Source organism: Mycobacterium noviomagense, from assembly GCF_010731635.1.
Taxonomy (GTDB): domain Bacteria; phylum Actinomycetota; class Actinomycetes; order Mycobacteriales; family Mycobacteriaceae; genus Mycobacterium; species Mycobacterium noviomagense.
Window position 1 is genome coordinate 2088162 of record NZ_AP022583.1, and the last position, 15155, is coordinate 2103316.

Annotated in this window: 11 protein-coding genes; 6 read left to right on the forward strand and 5 right to left on the reverse strand. The window is 66.9% G+C overall.

Annotated elements, in window-relative coordinates:
• Positions 1 to 113: 113 nt before the first annotated feature.
• From G6N15_RS09635 to G6N15_RS09655, 5 genes are all read left to right on the forward strand, one after another.
• Positions 114 to 311 carry a ferredoxin gene (locus G6N15_RS09635; protein WP_083089359.1) on the forward strand — a complete coding sequence of 66 codons (198 nt, stop codon included), beginning with the start codon at positions 114 to 116 and terminating at the stop codon, positions 309 to 311.
• Entirely contained in the window at positions 308 to 1687 is a 1380-nt protein-coding gene (locus G6N15_RS09640) for an NAD(P)/FAD-dependent oxidoreductase (protein ID WP_083089345.1), read from the forward strand. The genes G6N15_RS09635 and G6N15_RS09640 overlap by 4 nt, the downstream gene beginning before the upstream one ends.
• A gap of 13 nt (positions 1688 to 1700) precedes the next feature.
• Positions 1701 to 2996 carry a cytochrome P450 gene (locus tag G6N15_RS09645; protein WP_179961798.1) on the forward strand — a complete coding sequence of 432 codons (1296 nt, stop codon included), beginning with the start codon at positions 1701 to 1703 and terminating at the stop codon, positions 2994 to 2996.
• Positions 2997 to 3089: 93 nt separating this feature from the next.
• Complete coding sequence (locus G6N15_RS09650; protein ID WP_163748011.1) at positions 3090 to 4277, forward strand: CoA transferase; 1188 nt, start codon at positions 3090 to 3092, stop codon at positions 4275 to 4277.
• The gene (locus G6N15_RS09655) at positions 4271 to 5575 is read left to right on the forward strand and encodes an amidohydrolase family protein (protein ID WP_083088765.1); all 1305 of its coding nucleotides are present in this window, start codon (positions 4271 to 4273) and stop codon (positions 5573 to 5575) included. The genes G6N15_RS09650 and G6N15_RS09655 overlap by 7 nt, the downstream gene beginning before the upstream one ends.
• On the opposite strand, the gene G6N15_RS09660 is transcribed toward G6N15_RS09655, so the two are convergent.
• The 5 genes from G6N15_RS09660 to G6N15_RS09680 all read right to left on the reverse strand — a co-directional run bounded on the left by G6N15_RS09660 (position 5544) and on the right by G6N15_RS09680 (position 13307).
• A complete protein-coding gene (locus G6N15_RS09660) occupies positions 5544 to 6455 on the reverse strand; it encodes an alpha/beta hydrolase (RefSeq protein WP_083088764.1) in 912 nt (303 codons plus the stop codon). The genes G6N15_RS09655 and G6N15_RS09660 overlap by 32 nt on opposite strands.
• Positions 6456 to 6517: 62 nt before the next feature.
• Positions 6518 to 6964 carry an ester cyclase gene (locus G6N15_RS09665; protein WP_083088763.1) on the reverse strand — a complete coding sequence of 149 codons (447 nt, stop codon included), beginning with the start codon at positions 6962 to 6964 and terminating at the stop codon, positions 6518 to 6520.
• A complete protein-coding gene (locus G6N15_RS09670; protein WP_232070387.1) occupies positions 6954 to 8885 on the reverse strand; it encodes an alpha/beta hydrolase family protein in 1932 nt (643 codons plus the stop codon). Before G6N15_RS09670 ends, G6N15_RS09665 begins: the two co-directional genes overlap by 11 nt.
• A gap of 1 nt (position 8886) precedes the next feature.
• Positions 8887 to 10668, reverse strand: coding sequence for an N-acetylglutaminylglutamine amidotransferase (locus G6N15_RS09675; protein WP_083088761.1), 1782 nt, complete (start codon positions 10666 to 10668; stop codon positions 8887 to 8889).
• 14 nt (positions 10669 to 10682) lie between these two features.
• Positions 10683 to 13307 (reverse strand): carboxylate--amine ligase/circularly permuted type 2 ATP-grasp protein, encoded by a 2625-nt coding sequence (locus G6N15_RS09680; protein WP_083088760.1) that lies wholly within the window; start codon positions 13305 to 13307, stop codon positions 10683 to 10685.
• A gap of 652 nt (positions 13308 to 13959) precedes the next feature.
• On the opposite strand from G6N15_RS09680, the gene G6N15_RS09685 reads away from it, so the two are divergent.
• Positions 13960 to 15144 (forward strand): alpha/beta hydrolase fold domain-containing protein, encoded by a 1185-nt coding sequence (locus tag G6N15_RS09685; protein WP_139797916.1) that lies wholly within the window; start codon positions 13960 to 13962, stop codon positions 15142 to 15144.
• The last annotated feature ends 11 nt before the right edge of the window (positions 15145 to 15155 follow it).

A 15155-nucleotide genomic window follows, 5' to 3' on the forward strand; every position in this document is an offset into this window, starting at 1 on the left:
GTAAACGTTCTCCGTAAGGGTGGCGAAGGGTCTTGCAATCGCCTTAATTAGCGCCGCTGCGGCAGTACGCTGCGCAGCGTACTAGGTCTTCAGCCACGAGGATCGGAGTGCTGATGCGCATCGTCATCGATCTGAATCGCTGTTTGGGGTATGCGCAGTGTGTGCCGCTGGCACCGGAGGTGCTCAAGCTCAGCGGCGAAGAAGCCCTCACCTACGACCCCAACCCGGATGACACGCAGCATTTGCGGGTATTGCGTGCCGCGGCATCGTGCCCAGTGCAGGCGATCATCGTCGAACAGCTCGATCAATGAACGGCAATGGCTTCAAAGAAAAGGGCCGCATCGTCATCGTCGGTGCCTCGCTCGCCGGGCTTCGGGCAGCCGAAGCGCTACGGGAAGAGGGTTTTCGGGGGCATCTGACCATCATCGGCGACGAGCCGGGCGAACCCTATGACCGGCCCCCACTGTCCAAACAGGTCCTCAAGGGATGGGTGGCAGCCGATCACACAAAGCTGCCGCGCCTGCGCGCGGTAGATGCCGAGTGGCGACTCGGCGTGGCCGCCACCGGGCTGGATCGAGTCAACCGGCTGGTGCGCCTGGCTGACGGCAGCGAGGTGCCGGGCGATCGGCTGCTGATCGCCACCGGTGTGCGGGCCCGACGATGGCCCAACGCGGAGGAAGCCGCACTTGAGGGCGTCTACACCCTGCGCACGAGCGGCGATGCCGCGCGACTGCAGGCCGCCTTGGCCGCTCGACCGCGGCGGGTGCTGATCATCGGCTCGGGGTTCATCGGCTCGGAGGTGGCCTCGGTGTGCCGCGAACTTGGTCTGGACGTCACCGTCACCGAGCGCGGCCCGGCCCCGCTGTCCGGAGCGCTCGGCGGGGTGATCGGCGCGATCGCTGCCCAGATGCAGCGCGAGGCCGGGGTGGATCTTCGTACCGGTGTCGCGGTGCTGGGCTTGGAGGGCGATGCGGGCGGGCACGTACGCCGCGCGCGGCTATCCGACGGCAGCGTGCTCGACGTCGATGTGGTGGTGACATCGTTAGGGTCGATCCGCAATGTCGAATGGCTCGACGGCTCCGGGCTAGCGGCCGGGTTCTGGGGGGTGGGTTGCGATGCGGGCTGCCGCGCGTTCGATATCAACGGCCTGATCACCATCAATATCTTCGTCGCCGGCGACATTGCGCGTGCCCCGCATGTGCTCTACGACTACCAGTTCCTGGCGATGGAACACTGGGACAATGCCGTGCTGGGTGCTCAGGTCGCCGCACACAACATGGTCTGCGAAGAGGTCGATCGCTGGCCACACTTGCTGATTCCCCAGTTCTGGTCGGGCCAGTTCGGTGTGAACGTGAAATCCGTTGGCGTGCCATCCTTTGGCGACGAGATCGCCTTCACCCAGGGCTCGGTGAAGCAGCGACGGTTCGCCGCCGCTTATGGTTGCCGCGGCCGCATCGTTGGCGCCGTTACCTTCAACCACGGCAAGTGGATCAACTACTACCGGGACCAGATCGCGCGGTCGGGACCGTTTCCACCGCATCCGCCGGGTTTCGATTTCCCTGAGGACATGCGCGTCATGCCCGCCGACTTCCCGCCGCGCGGCGTGCCGACGGAGGCCCCGGACGTGGTGTTGACGGGGCACGACCCCAGCCAACGCCGCGCCGAGTTCCGCCCACGGCGGCGATGAGTGAGGAATTCGAATGACACCCGAAGAAGCCTTCGACGCCGCAATGCGGCATGAAAACCGCGCCAATCCCTATCCGTTTTTCGACGAGCTGCGCAAGACGCCGGTCGCGCGAGTGACGAACGGCATCTACGCCGTAACCGGATACGAGGAGCTCATCGCGCTCGCCCACGACCCGCGGGTGAGTTCCGACCGTCGCAAAGGTCGCCCTCCCGTCACCGGCCACCGGCAGGTGGCCGAGGAGTCCGTGATGGAGTTGATGGAGGCCTACGATCACCAGCCGAGCTTTATCGCGTCAGACCCGCCCGACCACGACCGTGCGCGGCGGCAGTGTATGCGCTTTTTCGGGCCGCCGCATTCGCCGGATGTGATTCCCAGCCAGGAGCCGCTGTGCAAGCTGATCGTCAACCAGCTGCTCGACAAGGCCTCTGAAAAGGGCGGGGCCAAAACCCACATGAATGTTGTCGACGAGTTCGCCTATCCGCTGCCGGTCAACGTGATGTGCCGGATCATCGGCGTGCCGATCGAAGACGAGCCGCAGTTTCACACCTGGATCGCCGACGCGATAACCGGCCTCTTCGATCTCGGCCCCGAGATCGCCACCGAGGAGGGCCAGGCTCGCCGGGCCAAAGGGGAAGCGAGCAACCTTGCGTTCAAGAAATACATCATCGGCTTGGTCGAGAAAGCCGAGAAATCCCCCGGTCCGGGCATGATTTCGCAGTTTGTGCACGACGACGGACCGGATGGAAGGATGTCCCCCAGTGAGATCGTCAACAACACCATGCTGCTGTTTGCCGCAGGTCATGACTCGACGGTCAACCTGATCTCACACTGCGTGCTCACCGTGCTGCGCAACCCCTGGGCGATCGAGTTGTTGCGCAGCCGACCGGATTTGATTCCCGCCGCCATCGAGGAAGTGCTGCGGCTGCAGTCGTCGGTGCAGTTCTTCCCGACTCGTTCGGCGCTGGCCGACATCGAAATCGCCGGCACAACGATCCCCAAGGGTTCACCCATCTATCTGATATACGCGGCAGCCAACCGAGATCCGCGACGCTTCCGCGACCCCAACACTTTCGACCCCCAACGCGTCGACAACGAGCACGTGGGCTGGGGACGCGGTATTCACGTCTGTTTCGGCGGTCCGCTGGCCCGGCTGGAAGTCAATACTGCGTTCGAGGCCTTCCTTCGCCGGGTGGAAAACCCGCGGCTCGTCGAGGATCCGCCGCCCTACCGGATCAGCCAAGTCTTCCGCGGCCCACGGCATCTACTCGTCGATTACAACCAGATCCGGCCCGACGGCGAGCAGGCGTAAAAGCCGGACAGTTCGTCCGCTAAGGTGAGCCCGTGCCGACTGCGGGAGATCCCCAGCGCGCGGTCGAGGATGTGCCACAAGCACAATGGGAGCGTGGACTCGGCCGCGGCTGACTGGGCCGCTAGCGGGCTGGCCCACTTGACCGGGCCCGCCGACGGGCCGCCGGACTTCTCGCGCGCCGGCGTGCTGGCCGAGGCGCGGCGGCTGACCGCCGACATCGGCCAACTGCTCGGCGTCGAAACCGACGCCGCCACAATCTTGGCCGGCCGGGCCGCGCTGCTCGGCCTGACGCGGCAGGGCCGCGTCTCCGCCGGTCGCGCGACGCGGCTGCTGGCCACCGCTGACGGGTGGTGCGCGATAGCGCTGCCGCGCGCCGACGACGTTGCCGCACTGCCGGCGCTGCTGGAAGCCGACACCATTCCGGCGGACCCGTGGCCGGCGCTAACGGACTGGGCGGCAACGCATTCCAGCGAAGCGGTTGTCGCCCGCGCGCAGCTGCTCGACATCGCCGCCGCGGCGCTGGGCGAGACGGCGGCGGCGCCACCCGTCGTACGACGCGCCGGCACCGCGACCGAGACGCGGGAGGCCGACGGGCTGCTGGTGGCCGACCTGTCGCCGCTGTGGGCGGGCCCGTTGTGTGCTCAGCTGCTCGCCCGGGCAGGCGCAGTCGTGGTCAAGGTGGAAAGCCCGGCCCGCCCCGACGGCACGCGCCGCGGGGAGCCGGCGTTTTTCGATTGGATGAACTTCGGAAAGCTCTCCTACGCAGTCGATTTCGACAACGACGTCGACGAGCTGCGGCGGCTGCTGTCAGCCGCCGATGTCGTCATCGAAGCCTCGCGCCCAGCTGGGCTGCAGCGGCGCCGCTTGAGCGCCGACGACGTGCCGGCCCGACCGGGGCGGGTGTGGCTGCGCATCAACGGTTACCGCGATCAGCCCGACCGCGCAGCGTTCGGTGACGACGCCGCGGTGGCAGGCGGGCTCGTCGGCTCCGACAGCGACGGACCTGTGTTCTGCGGCGACGCCATCGCCGACCCGCTCAGCGGCCTGGAAGCCGCGCGCGCAGTCGCGCAGTCGCTGCACCGCGGCGGCGGTGAGGTGATCGAGGTGTCGATGGCGGCGGTCGCCGCCAGGTATGCCGGGCTGCCGCGCGAATCGTCGATCTCGGATTCACCTGTCGCGGCGCCGCAGCCGCCGCCACCGAGCCCGTCGGCGCCGCCGCTGGGCGCCGACAACGCCGCAGTGCGGCACATCGTCGCCGAACGGCTCTGCACCCCATGCTGATCCAGCGCGCCACCACGCTGGACGGCACGGCGGTCGACGTCCGGGTAGGGACGCAGATCGAGGAGGTCGACGTCCACCTAACGCCACGGCACGGCGAGGCGGTGTTCGACGCCGCCGGCGGGACCGTGCTGCCCGGGCTGCACGACCACCACGTGCATCTGTATTCGGCTGCGGCCGCGGAGGATTCGGTGCGGGTCGGGCCGCCGCAGGTGCGCAACCGCGAGGAGCTGACCCTCGCGTTGGCCACCGCCGAAGTCGGCGGCGACGGCTGGATCCGCGCCGTCGGTTACCACGATTCGGTCGCCGGCCCGCTGGATCGCGCAGTGCTCGACGCCATCTCTCCGCCGGTGCCGGTGCGCGTCCAGCACCGCAGTGGGGTGCTGTGGATCCTTAACTCGCCGGCCCTGGACAGGGTCGGGTTGTCCGATCACCCCGACGGCAGGTTGCGCAGTTCGGACCCCGATTGGTCAGACGCGCTGGGGCGCCGCGAAACCAACCTGGCCCCGGTCAGCCGCAGACTGGCTCGCTACGGCGTCACCGGCGTCACCGACGCCACACCGGATCTCGGGGTCGGCGACATCGTGACACTGACCGAACTGCACCGGCGCGGGACATTGCTGCAACACGTGCGCTGTCTGTCGCCGGGCAAGCGCATCCTGCATGACGACAGCCTGGACCTCGACGCGCTGGCGGGCTGGATCGCCGAGCGCCACCGTGCCGGCGGCTCGGTCGCCATCCATTGTGTGACCGCCGCGCAGCTGGTAGTGGCCATCGCGGCGCTGCGCCAGGCCGGCGCACGCCCGGGCGACCGGATCGAGCATGCCGCCGTGGCGCCGCCCGACTCGCTTGCCGACCTTGCCGAGCTCCGCGTCATCGTGGTCACCCAACCCAACTTCGTCGCCGAACGCGGCGATCAGTACCTCGCCGAAGTCCCGGTTGGTGAGCATGACCAGCTGTGGCGGGTGGCATCGCTGGTCAACGCCGGCGTTCCGGTCGCACTGTCCACCGATATGCCGTTCGGCGGCGACGATCCGTGGGCGGCGATGCGCGCAGCAGTGCGCCGCGCCACGCCCAGCGGCGCTGTCCTCAATCAGAGCGAATGCATCACGGCGCGAACGGCTTTGTCGATGTTCTTCGGTCGGGCCGGCGAGCCCGACCGACCACGTGCCGTCGAACCGGGACAGCCCGGGGATCTGTGCATTCTGAGCGTGCCGGCGCACACGGCGCTGGGCGAACTCGATGCCGAGATGGTCGCCGCGACCATCGTCAGCGGGGAGGTGGTGCATCCTTCGGGGTGAGAAGCGCTGCCCGCAAACTGGCGCACTGGCTAGCGAAAAACGCCTGCGACACTGAAGCTTTGCGTGCCACACGATCGAAACCGTGGAACGCGCCCGGAATGACCTCGACCGAGCACGGTACCCCGGCCCGGTTGAGCCGCTCGGCGTAGGCGAGATCTTCGTCGTAGAAGAGGTCGTGTGTTCCGACGCCGATCCACGCGGGCGGCAGCCCGCTCAGGTCGTCGCGACGGGCGGGCACCGCCACCTGCGGATCGGCGTCAGCGAGATATGCACTCCAGCCGAACCGATTGCAAGCGGGGTCCCATAGCCGGTAATTCGGGTTTGTCGGGTTTGCCGCGCTGCGGTCGTCGAGCATCGGGTAGGCCAGCAGCTGTAGAACCGGAGCGACCTCGCCGCGGTCCCGGGCCAAGAACGCCAGCGCCGCGGCCATACCACCACCGGCGCTGGCGCCGCCAATCGCCACTCGCGTTGGGTCCACCGCAGGAAGCTCCGCCACCCAGGTCAACGCCGAATAGCAGTCCTCCAGCCCTGCCGGATAGGGGAATTCGGGTGCCAGCCGGTATTCCACCGACGCGACCGTAATAGCGAGCGTGTCGGCCACCCGGCGACACCAGGCGTCGTCCATCCGAGCGCGGCCCAGCACGTACCCACCGCCGTGGATCCATAGCAGCGCGGGGGCGGGCTCGATAACCCCGGCGGGCCGGAACAGCCGGACACCGGCACCGGAGCCCAAGGTCAGCACCTCCACATCGCTCGGCCCGCGAATCCCCATCACAAAGTGAAGTGCACGCATCAGCCCCAGCGTGCGGCCGAGCCCTAGGCCTCGCGGCAGGACGCGGGCGATAGTGCGAAGGTCAGGGTGAAAGTCTGTGCCGGACATCGGTTCAGTATCGCGTGTCTTGGTCGCGCCGCAGGACCGATACCGAAATCGGTACCGGGCAATCAGACCGGAGCTTGGCCGAGCAGCTCAGCACGACCGATCTGGGTCACCAGACTTGCCGAATCGAAATAGATTCGCTCGTTGACGATGCGGTCAGCGTCGAAGAAAAACACCGCAACGACCGGTACCCGAAACGCCTTGCCCGTCGGCGGAAGGCCGTAGAATTCGCCGAGATTGGTGCCCAGTAGGTCGAATTCGACGATCACCGCGTCATCGGCGATGTGGTAACGGACGTTGTCGTGGCGCTGATCGGGAAACGCCGCCCGGGTGGTTCGGTAGTAACCCATGACCTCGTCGTCGCCGTCGAAAACCTGGCCCGTCGCCATGATCTCGTAGTGCGGGTGCCCATTGAACGTGGCTAGCGTGCGGTCGAAGTCCTGGGTTACTTCGGTGTCCAGGTGCTCGCGGATGACTTCCAGCCGGCGCCGCCGCAGATCATTACTGAGCATCGGTTACTCCTATTCGGTGAATGCCGGCACCTGGTGCCCCAGGAGTTGTCTGGGCGCTCGCGAATGCGGTGGCGAGCCACTCGCCAAGGACGGTGGCCAGTGTCTCGCGGTTTTCCCGTTTAGCGATGTCATGACCGTCGTCTTCGAATAGCAGGAAGCGCACATCTCGGCCCCGCTCACGCAGCGCCTCGACGATCTGCTCGGATTCGCTCGGCGGCACATTGGTGTCGTTGGCGCCGTGCACGACCAGCAGCGGCGCCGTCAACGCGTCGACGCGGCGCAGCGGCGACAGTTGCTCGAACAATGCGCGGTCGTGGACTGGGTGGCCGTACTCAGAAAATGCAGCCTCGGCGATCCACGGTTCGGTATTGCGGTAGAACGTGGACAGGTCGCTCATCCCGCAGATGCTGACCCCGGCGGCGAAAAGCTCCGGATGAAACGTGAGCGCAGCCAGCGTCAGAAAACCGCCGTACGACCGGCCAGCACATGCGATCCGGTTCTCCTCGGCGAAGCCCCCCTCAATCAAAAACCGGACACAGTCGGCAACGTCATCGATCGCGGCGAAGCGTTTCTCCTTGTCGTCGGCGTGCAGAAACGACCTCCCGAATCCCCCAGAGCCCCGGACATTCGGAGTAAACACCGTGACGCCCGCATTGAGCAGGTCCGGGAAAAACTCGTCATAGCCAGGCCTGGCCTGTCCCTCCGGGCCGCCATGTAGATACACCAGCGCCCCGGCGTGCGCCACCCAGGCCGGCGGCCGGTACAGCCAACCGGTAAACGTCAGACCGTCGCGCGCGGTGATCGTCTCCAGCGTGGGCCCAGTGCTGTGTCCGGCCACCACCGGTCCGCGGCTGGGTTCGCGCTCGATGCGCACCCATTCGCGAGATCGCGGATCCACCAGTTCCACTGTCCGCGGCATCGACGGGCCCTCGACGGTGAGCGCGACCATCGAGCCCGTGGCGCTGATGGACAGTTCGCTTGCCACCGGTCCCGGCAGCGGAATCGGTTCCTGCAGCGTGTAGTCGAGGAACGACATCATCTGTAGTTCACTGACGCCGTGGAGGTTCCACAACAGTGCAACTGTGCTGAGGTCGTCGCTGACGATGAACTCGTCAAGCTCGCAGTCAGGGCGTTCGGCCACCACGTGATAGACGACGCCGTCCTCGGTGGCGGTGGCCTCCAAGAGGCGGGCACGGTCGCAGCCGTTGTCGCTGCGGACCAGACAACGCACATAACCCTGCGGACTGTTGATGTCGTAGAACTTGTGTGGGTAGAAGCGTCTGGTCTGCTCACCCGTCGGGCCACAACGTATCCGGCGTGGATGATGGTCGTCGAGGATGATGCCTGCTTCGGTATTAGATCCAGGATCCGATGGCAGCAGCGCTGTTTCAGTCAGCCCGTGCAGCAAGATCAGCTCGTGGTAGCCGCGGGGGCCGACCCGCACCAGCGACGCGCCGGCCCATGCGTCGACCAGGTGGCCACCCGAACGTTTGTCAAGCACAATACAATTGCCGTCAGACGGGTCGATCAGGCAGGACGAGCCGATACCGTTTTCTTCGGTCAGGATCGCCGCTACCCGGGCGCCGTCCCAACCGACCAACTCGGCGGTACCATTCTCCTCCCGGTCGATTCGCCAAGCCGACGGATCGTCGGGATCGGTCGTAACCATCCAGATCTGGGTGCAGGTGCCGCCACCGGGCGCCACCTCGCAGGCCAGCCAGCGGTCGTTGGGGGAGTGGATCACCCGAGTGACCGGACCGTCGACCGGCAGCACGACATCACGTGAAGAGCTGGCTCGCCAGCCGCGCAAAAAGCGCTGTACCGCTCGTGGATAGCCGACGTCGTCGACGATGTGCGCGAAGACCCTCGCGTCAGGGGACAGTGACGCGCCGTAGTTCGCGCGTACGTGCCGTGTGACCACGTCAGCCCGCCATGCCCTGCAGCCACATCTCCAACACCGCAAGCTGCCAGAGCGCGTTGGCATCCAGCGTGGTGCGCGTCTTGTTGGGTTCGGCCAGCAGCGCATTCACCGTTTCGGCGCGGTACAGACCCCGCGCGCGAGCAGCGTTGTCGCTCAATGCCTCCCGAACCATGTCCAGCACCGGCCCATTCAAGTGCCGAATACCCGGCACCGGGAAATAGCCTTTGGTGCGGTCGATCACCTGCGACGGCAGCAGGGCCCGCGACGCGTCCTTGAGCACACCCTTGCCGTCCGAAGCCAACTTCAATTCCGGAGGACAGGTGGCGGCCAGCTCGACGAAGTCGTGGTCCAAAAACGGCACCCGGGCCTCCAGCCCCCACGCCATGGTCATCGTGTCGACGCGCTTGACGGGGTCTTCGACCAGCATCACCTGTGTGTCGAGCCGCAGCGCGGCGTCCACGGCGGTTTCGGCGCCGGGCGCAGACTGGTGCGCGGTCGCGAACTGACGGCTGACATCGACGTCGATTCCGTACTCGGGTGCAAAGATTTTCATCACGTCGCTATGACTGCGGTCGAAAAATACCTTGGCGTATGCCTCGGTGGTCTGCTCGCGTGCGACGTTGGCCAGCGGCGGGTACCAGTTGTATCCGCCCAAGATCTCGTCGGCGCCCTGGCCGGACTGCACCACCTTGACCGATTTGCTCACTTCCTCCGACAGCAGATAGAACGCCACGCAGTCGTGGCTGACCATCGGTTCGCTCATGGCGGCAATGGTTTTCGGAACCGCGGGCAGCAGCCGCGAGCTGTCGATATGGATCTTGTGGTGATCGGTCTCGAAGGTCTTGGCGATCAGATCCGAGTAGGCGTACTCGTCGCCGGATTCGCCGCCGGCAGAGTCGAACCCGATGGAGAAGGTGGCCAGCCCGTGCTGGCCCTGCTCAGCCAGCAGCGCCACCACAATCGAGGAGTCGATGCCGCCGGAAAGCAACACTCCGACCGGCACGTCGGCGACCATCCGTCTGTGTACGGCCGTGCGCAGCGCGTCCATCAGGGCGTCCTGCCAGTCCCGTTCGGACCAGGATGCGCGATCGGGATCGCGCTCGAAGGCGGGGTTCCAGTAGACGGTGTCGGTGTGGGTGCCGTCGGGCTGGATCACCCGGACGGTGGCTGGCGGCAGTTTGCGTACTCCCCGGTAGATCGTGCGGGGCGCGGGCACCACCGAGTGAAAGGTCATGTAGTGGTGCAGCGCGTGACGGTCCAGTTCGGTATCCACTTCGCCGGCGTCCAGCAGCGCGCGCACCGCCGAGGCGAACCGCAACCGGCCCGGGGTTTGGGCGAGATACAGCGGCTTGATGCCCAGCCGGTCACGGGCCAGGGTCACCACCCCGGAGTCGCGGTCGGCGATCGCGAACGCGAACATCCCTTTGAAGCGTTCCACACAGCGGGTTCCCCAGCGGTGGAACGCTTTGATCACGACCTCGCTGTCGGCGGTCGAAAAGAATTGGTAGCCAAACTTTTCCAGTTCACGGCGGAGGTCTTGGTAGTTGTAGATGCAGCCGTTGAAGACCAGCGTCAGCCCCAGGGCGCTGTCCACCATCGGTTGGGCGCCACGCGTGGACAGGTCGATGATCGACAGCCGGCGGTGTCCCAGCGCGACCGGCCCGTGTGCCACCAGGCCGTCGGAGTCCGGGCCGCGCGACCGCATCGCGTCGGCCATCCGGGCCACCGCAGCAACGTCCGCGGATCGCCCGTCGAACCGGATCTCACCGCCGATACCGCACATTCGTGGCCGCTCCCTCAGGCCGGTATCGTCTGGCGGTCGCGGTGTTCCGACGCACCGGTTATCGGTTGAGTCAAAATCCAGGTGTCCTTACTGCCGCCGCCGGCTGACGAGTTGACGATCCGTGACCCCCTGCTCGCCACCCGCGTCAGCGCGGCGGGCGCGACATGGGCCGATACCGACCCACTGGGGCGTGCGCGCAAGTGTACGAATGCGCGCAGGTCGACGTGATGCGGGTACATGCCTTCCCCGTCGAAAGTCGGGTGCGTCGACAGCGCGATCAACTCCTGGGCGATGAAACGCTCTGGCTGCAGCGTCATTTCGCGGCGGCGCGCCTCCAGCGCCGCGTCGCTGGCGTCCGGACCGATCAGCACGCCGCTGCCGCCGAGCCCGTCGATCGGCTTGACCACCAACTCGGAGAGGTGGCCCAGCACATAGTCGCGCTGGTCGCGTTCGGCGCAGATCCACGTCCGCACTTGCGGCAGCAGCGGCTTCTCGCCGAGGTAGTACTCGATCATCGCGGGCACATACGCGTAGATCGCCTTGTCGTCGGCAACCCCGTTGCCGAGCGCGTTCACGATGCTCAGATTGCCGCCGATGACCGCGTTGAGCAATCCGGCCCGCAGCGGCCCGCCGTCGTAACCCGTCGAGGACAACAGCATGTCTTCGTCCATCCGCGCGTAGACGACGTCGACGGGCCGGGTGCCGGTGCCGATATGACGCACCAGCCTGCGATCGCGCACCGACAGGTCGGACGGCTGCACCAACGGCACGCCCATCTCGTCCGCGAGGAACCTGTGCTCGAACCAGGCGGAGTCCTTCCAGCCGGCGGACAGCAGCGCGACGGCCGGTGCGCCGGTTGCGTGCGGCGGACCCGCCGCGGAGAGGGTTTCCAGCAGCATCTGGGGGACGCGGTCGAGGTCGGCGATCTCCTCTGGGGGCCGCAGTTCGGGCAGGTACTTGCGCATTAACCGGCGGTTGGCAACCGCGTATGCCACTCCCGACGGCACCCGCAGGTTGTCTTCGAGCACCAGCCAGTGGCCGTCGCCGTCGCAGGCCAGATCGGTTCCGCTGATGTGCGCGTGCACGGTGTCACCGGCCAGTCGGCCAGTCGAACGGAACCCGGGTGCGCGGTCCAGGGTCTCCATGCCGATGACCCCGTCGGCGAGAATCTGCTGAGCCGAATAGATGTCGCGCAGGAATGCGTCCAGCGCGCGGGCGCGCTGCCCGAGGCCGGTGGCCAACCGGTCCCATTCGTCGGCCGCCACCACGCGAGGCACCAGATCCAGCGGGAACACCTGGGCGCGGCTTTGACCGGTGACGCGGAACGTGATGTCCTCGGCGCGCTGCTCTTGCTCGATAGCGCCCTCCCGCGAGCGCAAGGCGGCCGCGCCGAGACTCGCCATCGTCTCAAGCACTTTGACGTAAGGGCGCCGCGGACGACCGCCGCCCACCGCTTCGTCATAACTGGCGAACACGTCGGCGGCAAGGCCTTGGGCGGAGCGGGCGGTGGGCTGATAACCGAAGAGCAGGCTGGGATCGTCGCCGAGCGCCACACCGGCGCTGCGCCAGCCTTCGGCGGTCTCGGCGATCAGCTGGTCGACAACGTCGGTGAGCCGGCCGCGGCGGCGCAGGGCGCGGCGCTGGCGCGCCGAGGAAGTACCGGCAACGAGTGCCTGCTGCGCCAGCTCGTCCAGGATCTCCCAGTCACCGGTCGCCTCGAGCTGTGGCCGCAACGAGCACACCAGGTCGCGCACCACGTCAGCCGCGGGGCGGGCCCGCGGCCGGCTGACGTCGACCAGCACACCTTCCAGGCCGGAGCGCGCCGCACGCCACAGTGCGGCCCGCTCCAGCGTCGGGGCAATCCGCGTCGGCGCCGCACCGGCCCGCAAGCCCTCGACCTCGCGCTGCACCAGCCCGCGAAACAGCCCGGCTATCAACACGATTGTGTCCACCAGCGGGCAGCTGTCGCACACCCGAAGTTCCAGTGTGGGCGCCACATTCGACGGGCGGACATCGAAGTAGACCATCCCGGGGTCGCTGATCACTCCGCTGGCGATCAGGTCCGACACCAGCTTGTCGTAGTCAGCAGCGGAATCCACCGGTGGCGCCGGGCCGGTGGTCGGCCACCGCTGCCAGACCAGGGTGCGCACGCTGGAGTAGCCGGTGTCGGCGCCGTCGGCCCAAAACGGCGAGCTGACCGAAAGCGCCAGCAGCGTTGGCAGGTGCGGGGCGATCCGGTTGGCTACCTTGACGGCAACATCGCGGTCCTCGACGCCGACATGCACCTGGGTGCCGCAGATCAGCTGTTCGCGCGCCAACAGCTGGTAGTCGGCCAGCATCTGCCGATACCTGGCGGTCTGGGTGACTTGCATTTCGGCCGGCACCGACAACGGCATCGTGCCGGCCGCCACTATCCCGATGCCGAGTTCGGTTGCGGTCTCGACCAGCACGCGCCGGTGGCGCACCAAGTCGTCGCGCAAGCCGTCCAGGGTGTCGAAAACCCCGCTACTGACCTCGACGACGCAGCACTGCAACTCGGCGACGAAGTCGTCGGACAATTCGTCCAGCAACTCGGGCGCGCGGGCGGTCAGGCGCCTCGTCTTCAGATCGACGAGGTGAAACTCCTCTTCGACACCCATGGTTCGCGGCGGCTCGCGTTGCACTCAGCAATGTTAAGCACAAGCGGACCTTTCCGCTTCGTAAACGGACACCAAACCGCCTGCCGGACCCGCGGACCTTTAGGCACGCCAAGGGTGTTACTCAGCGGAAACAGCGCGGAAACAATTGCGGCGTCAACGGAGAGATTGGATGAACCATCACAACTGATGCGTCGAGAACCATTGTCTGCCAATAGGATACAAGTTCCGAGCATCGCGGTTGTGGGCTGGCTATCCGAATACCCTGTGCCCCTGTATATTTCGGAAGCTTGGACTGGCGACAGGGGCGTTGGTCCGTCGCCGATCCCGTCGTCCGCAACCGCATGGCGTGGGATGGCTTATGTTGCAGCGATCGTCGGCTACCGCCGCATCGGATCCTTCCCGGTGGTGGCCGGGCAAATCGCGGCCGCTGATTTTGGACAGGTTGACCGGGCTACCACCGCGATATTGAAGAAGCGCGGCGCCCGACAATATCGACCGCTTTCCCGGCCCTAACGAGCCGGTCGCCGCCCCGCTGACCTGCGCAAACGATGTTGTTACCGAACAACTGGCTTGTTCACCGTTTGCTGCGGCACTGGCGGGGTACAGTCCGGGCATGACGGTACGACCGGCGACCCGCTATCCCGGCCCTACGATGGCCAGCCGCGTCAAATGGTTGCTGCGGGCGCGTCCCGGCGACTACATGCTCGCGCTAAGCGTTGCGTCAGCTTCGCTGCCTGTGGTGGGCAAGCATCTGGAGCCGCTGGGCGGCGTCACCGCGATGGGTGTCTGGGGCTGCCGGATATTGCCGGAATTCGCCTCCACCACCGCCAAGGCGTGGCTGACGCCCGGTATCACCGAGATCCGTCGCCGCGACCGTGACAAGACCCAAGCGGTCTCCGAAGCAGCGCTGCGTGGCATCATCCCCAGCGACGACCTGGCCATCGACTGGCCCGCGCCGCACCGAACGCCGCCGATTTGGCGAGCGCTGCAACATCGCCGACACCTGTACCGCGGCTCCGTGCGGTACGGCGAGCACCCCGCCCAGCTGCTGGACGTGTGGCGCTGCAAGGACCTGCCCACTCAGCCCGCGCCGGTCCTGATCTTCGTGCCGGGTGGCGCCTGGATCCAGGGCAGCCGCTCCCTGCAGGGCTATTCGCTGATGTCACACCTGGCCGAACTGGGCTGGGTGTGCCTGTCAGTGGGCTACCGGGTCTCGCCGCACCACCGCTGGCCGGCCCACATCGTGGACGTCAAAACCGCGATCGCGTGGGCGCGGGCGAACGTGGACAAATTCGGCGGCGACCGCAATTTCATTGCGGTGGCAGGATGTTCTGCCGGCGGGCACCTCGCCGCGCTGGCCGGGCTGACCGGCAATGACCCGGAGTTGCGGGCCGCGCTTCCCGAAGGTTCCGACACAGCGGTCGACGCCGTCGTCGGGATCTACGGCCGCTACGACTGGGAAGATCGCTCCACGGCTGAGCGGGTCCGCTTCGTGGACTTCCTGGAGCGCGTGGTGGTCAAGCAACGGATCGCGCGTCACCCCGATGTGTTCCGCAAGGCTTCCCCGATCGCGCGGGTGCACCCGAAAGCGCCGCCCTTCTTGGTGATTCACGGCAGCAAGGACACCGTCATCCCCGTGGAGCAAGCACGCAGCTTCGTCGAGCGGCTGCGCTCGGTCTCGCATTCCCCGGTCAGCTACATGGAGCTTCCCGGGGCGGGGCACGGGTTCGATTTGACCGACGGTGCCCGCACCGGCGCGATGGCCACGGCTGTCGGGCTGTTCCTCAACCAGGTCCACCGCAACCGGCCGCCGATTGGGGCCAAAGAGGTTATTTGACCGCGGCCCGA

What these genes read in the sequence shown, in the direction of transcription:
- G6N15_RS09635 (WP_083089359.1), top strand. Translation starts at nt 114, where the DNA reads ATGCGCATCGTCATCGATCTGAATCGCTGTTTGGGGTATGCGCAGTGT.
- G6N15_RS09640 (WP_083089345.1), top strand. Translation starts at nt 308, where the DNA reads ATGAACGGCAATGGCTTCAAAGAAAAGGGCCGCATCGTCATCGTCGGT.
- G6N15_RS09645 (WP_179961798.1), top strand. Translation starts at nt 1,701, where the DNA reads ATGACACCCGAAGAAGCCTTCGACGCCGCAATGCGGCATGAAAACCGC.
- G6N15_RS09655 (WP_083088765.1), top strand. Translation starts at nt 4,271, where the DNA reads ATGCTGATCCAGCGCGCCACCACGCTGGACGGCACGGCGGTCGACGTC.
- G6N15_RS09660 (WP_083088764.1), bottom strand. Translation starts at nt 6,455, where the DNA reads ATGTCCGGCACAGACTTTCACCCTGACCTTCGCACTATCGCCCGCGTC.
- G6N15_RS09665 (WP_083088763.1), bottom strand. Translation starts at nt 6,964, where the DNA reads ATGCTCAGTAATGATCTGCGGCGGCGCCGGCTGGAAGTCATCCGCGAG.
- G6N15_RS09675 (WP_083088761.1), bottom strand. Translation starts at nt 10,668, where the DNA reads ATGTGCGGTATCGGCGGTGAGATCCGGTTCGACGGGCGATCCGCGGAC.
- G6N15_RS09680 (WP_083088760.1), bottom strand. Translation starts at nt 13,307, where the DNA reads ATGGGTGTCGAAGAGGAGTTTCACCTCGTCGATCTGAAGACGAGGCGC.
- G6N15_RS09685 (WP_139797916.1), top strand. Translation starts at nt 13,960, where the DNA reads ATGGCCAGCCGCGTCAAATGGTTGCTGCGGGCGCGTCCCGGCGACTAC.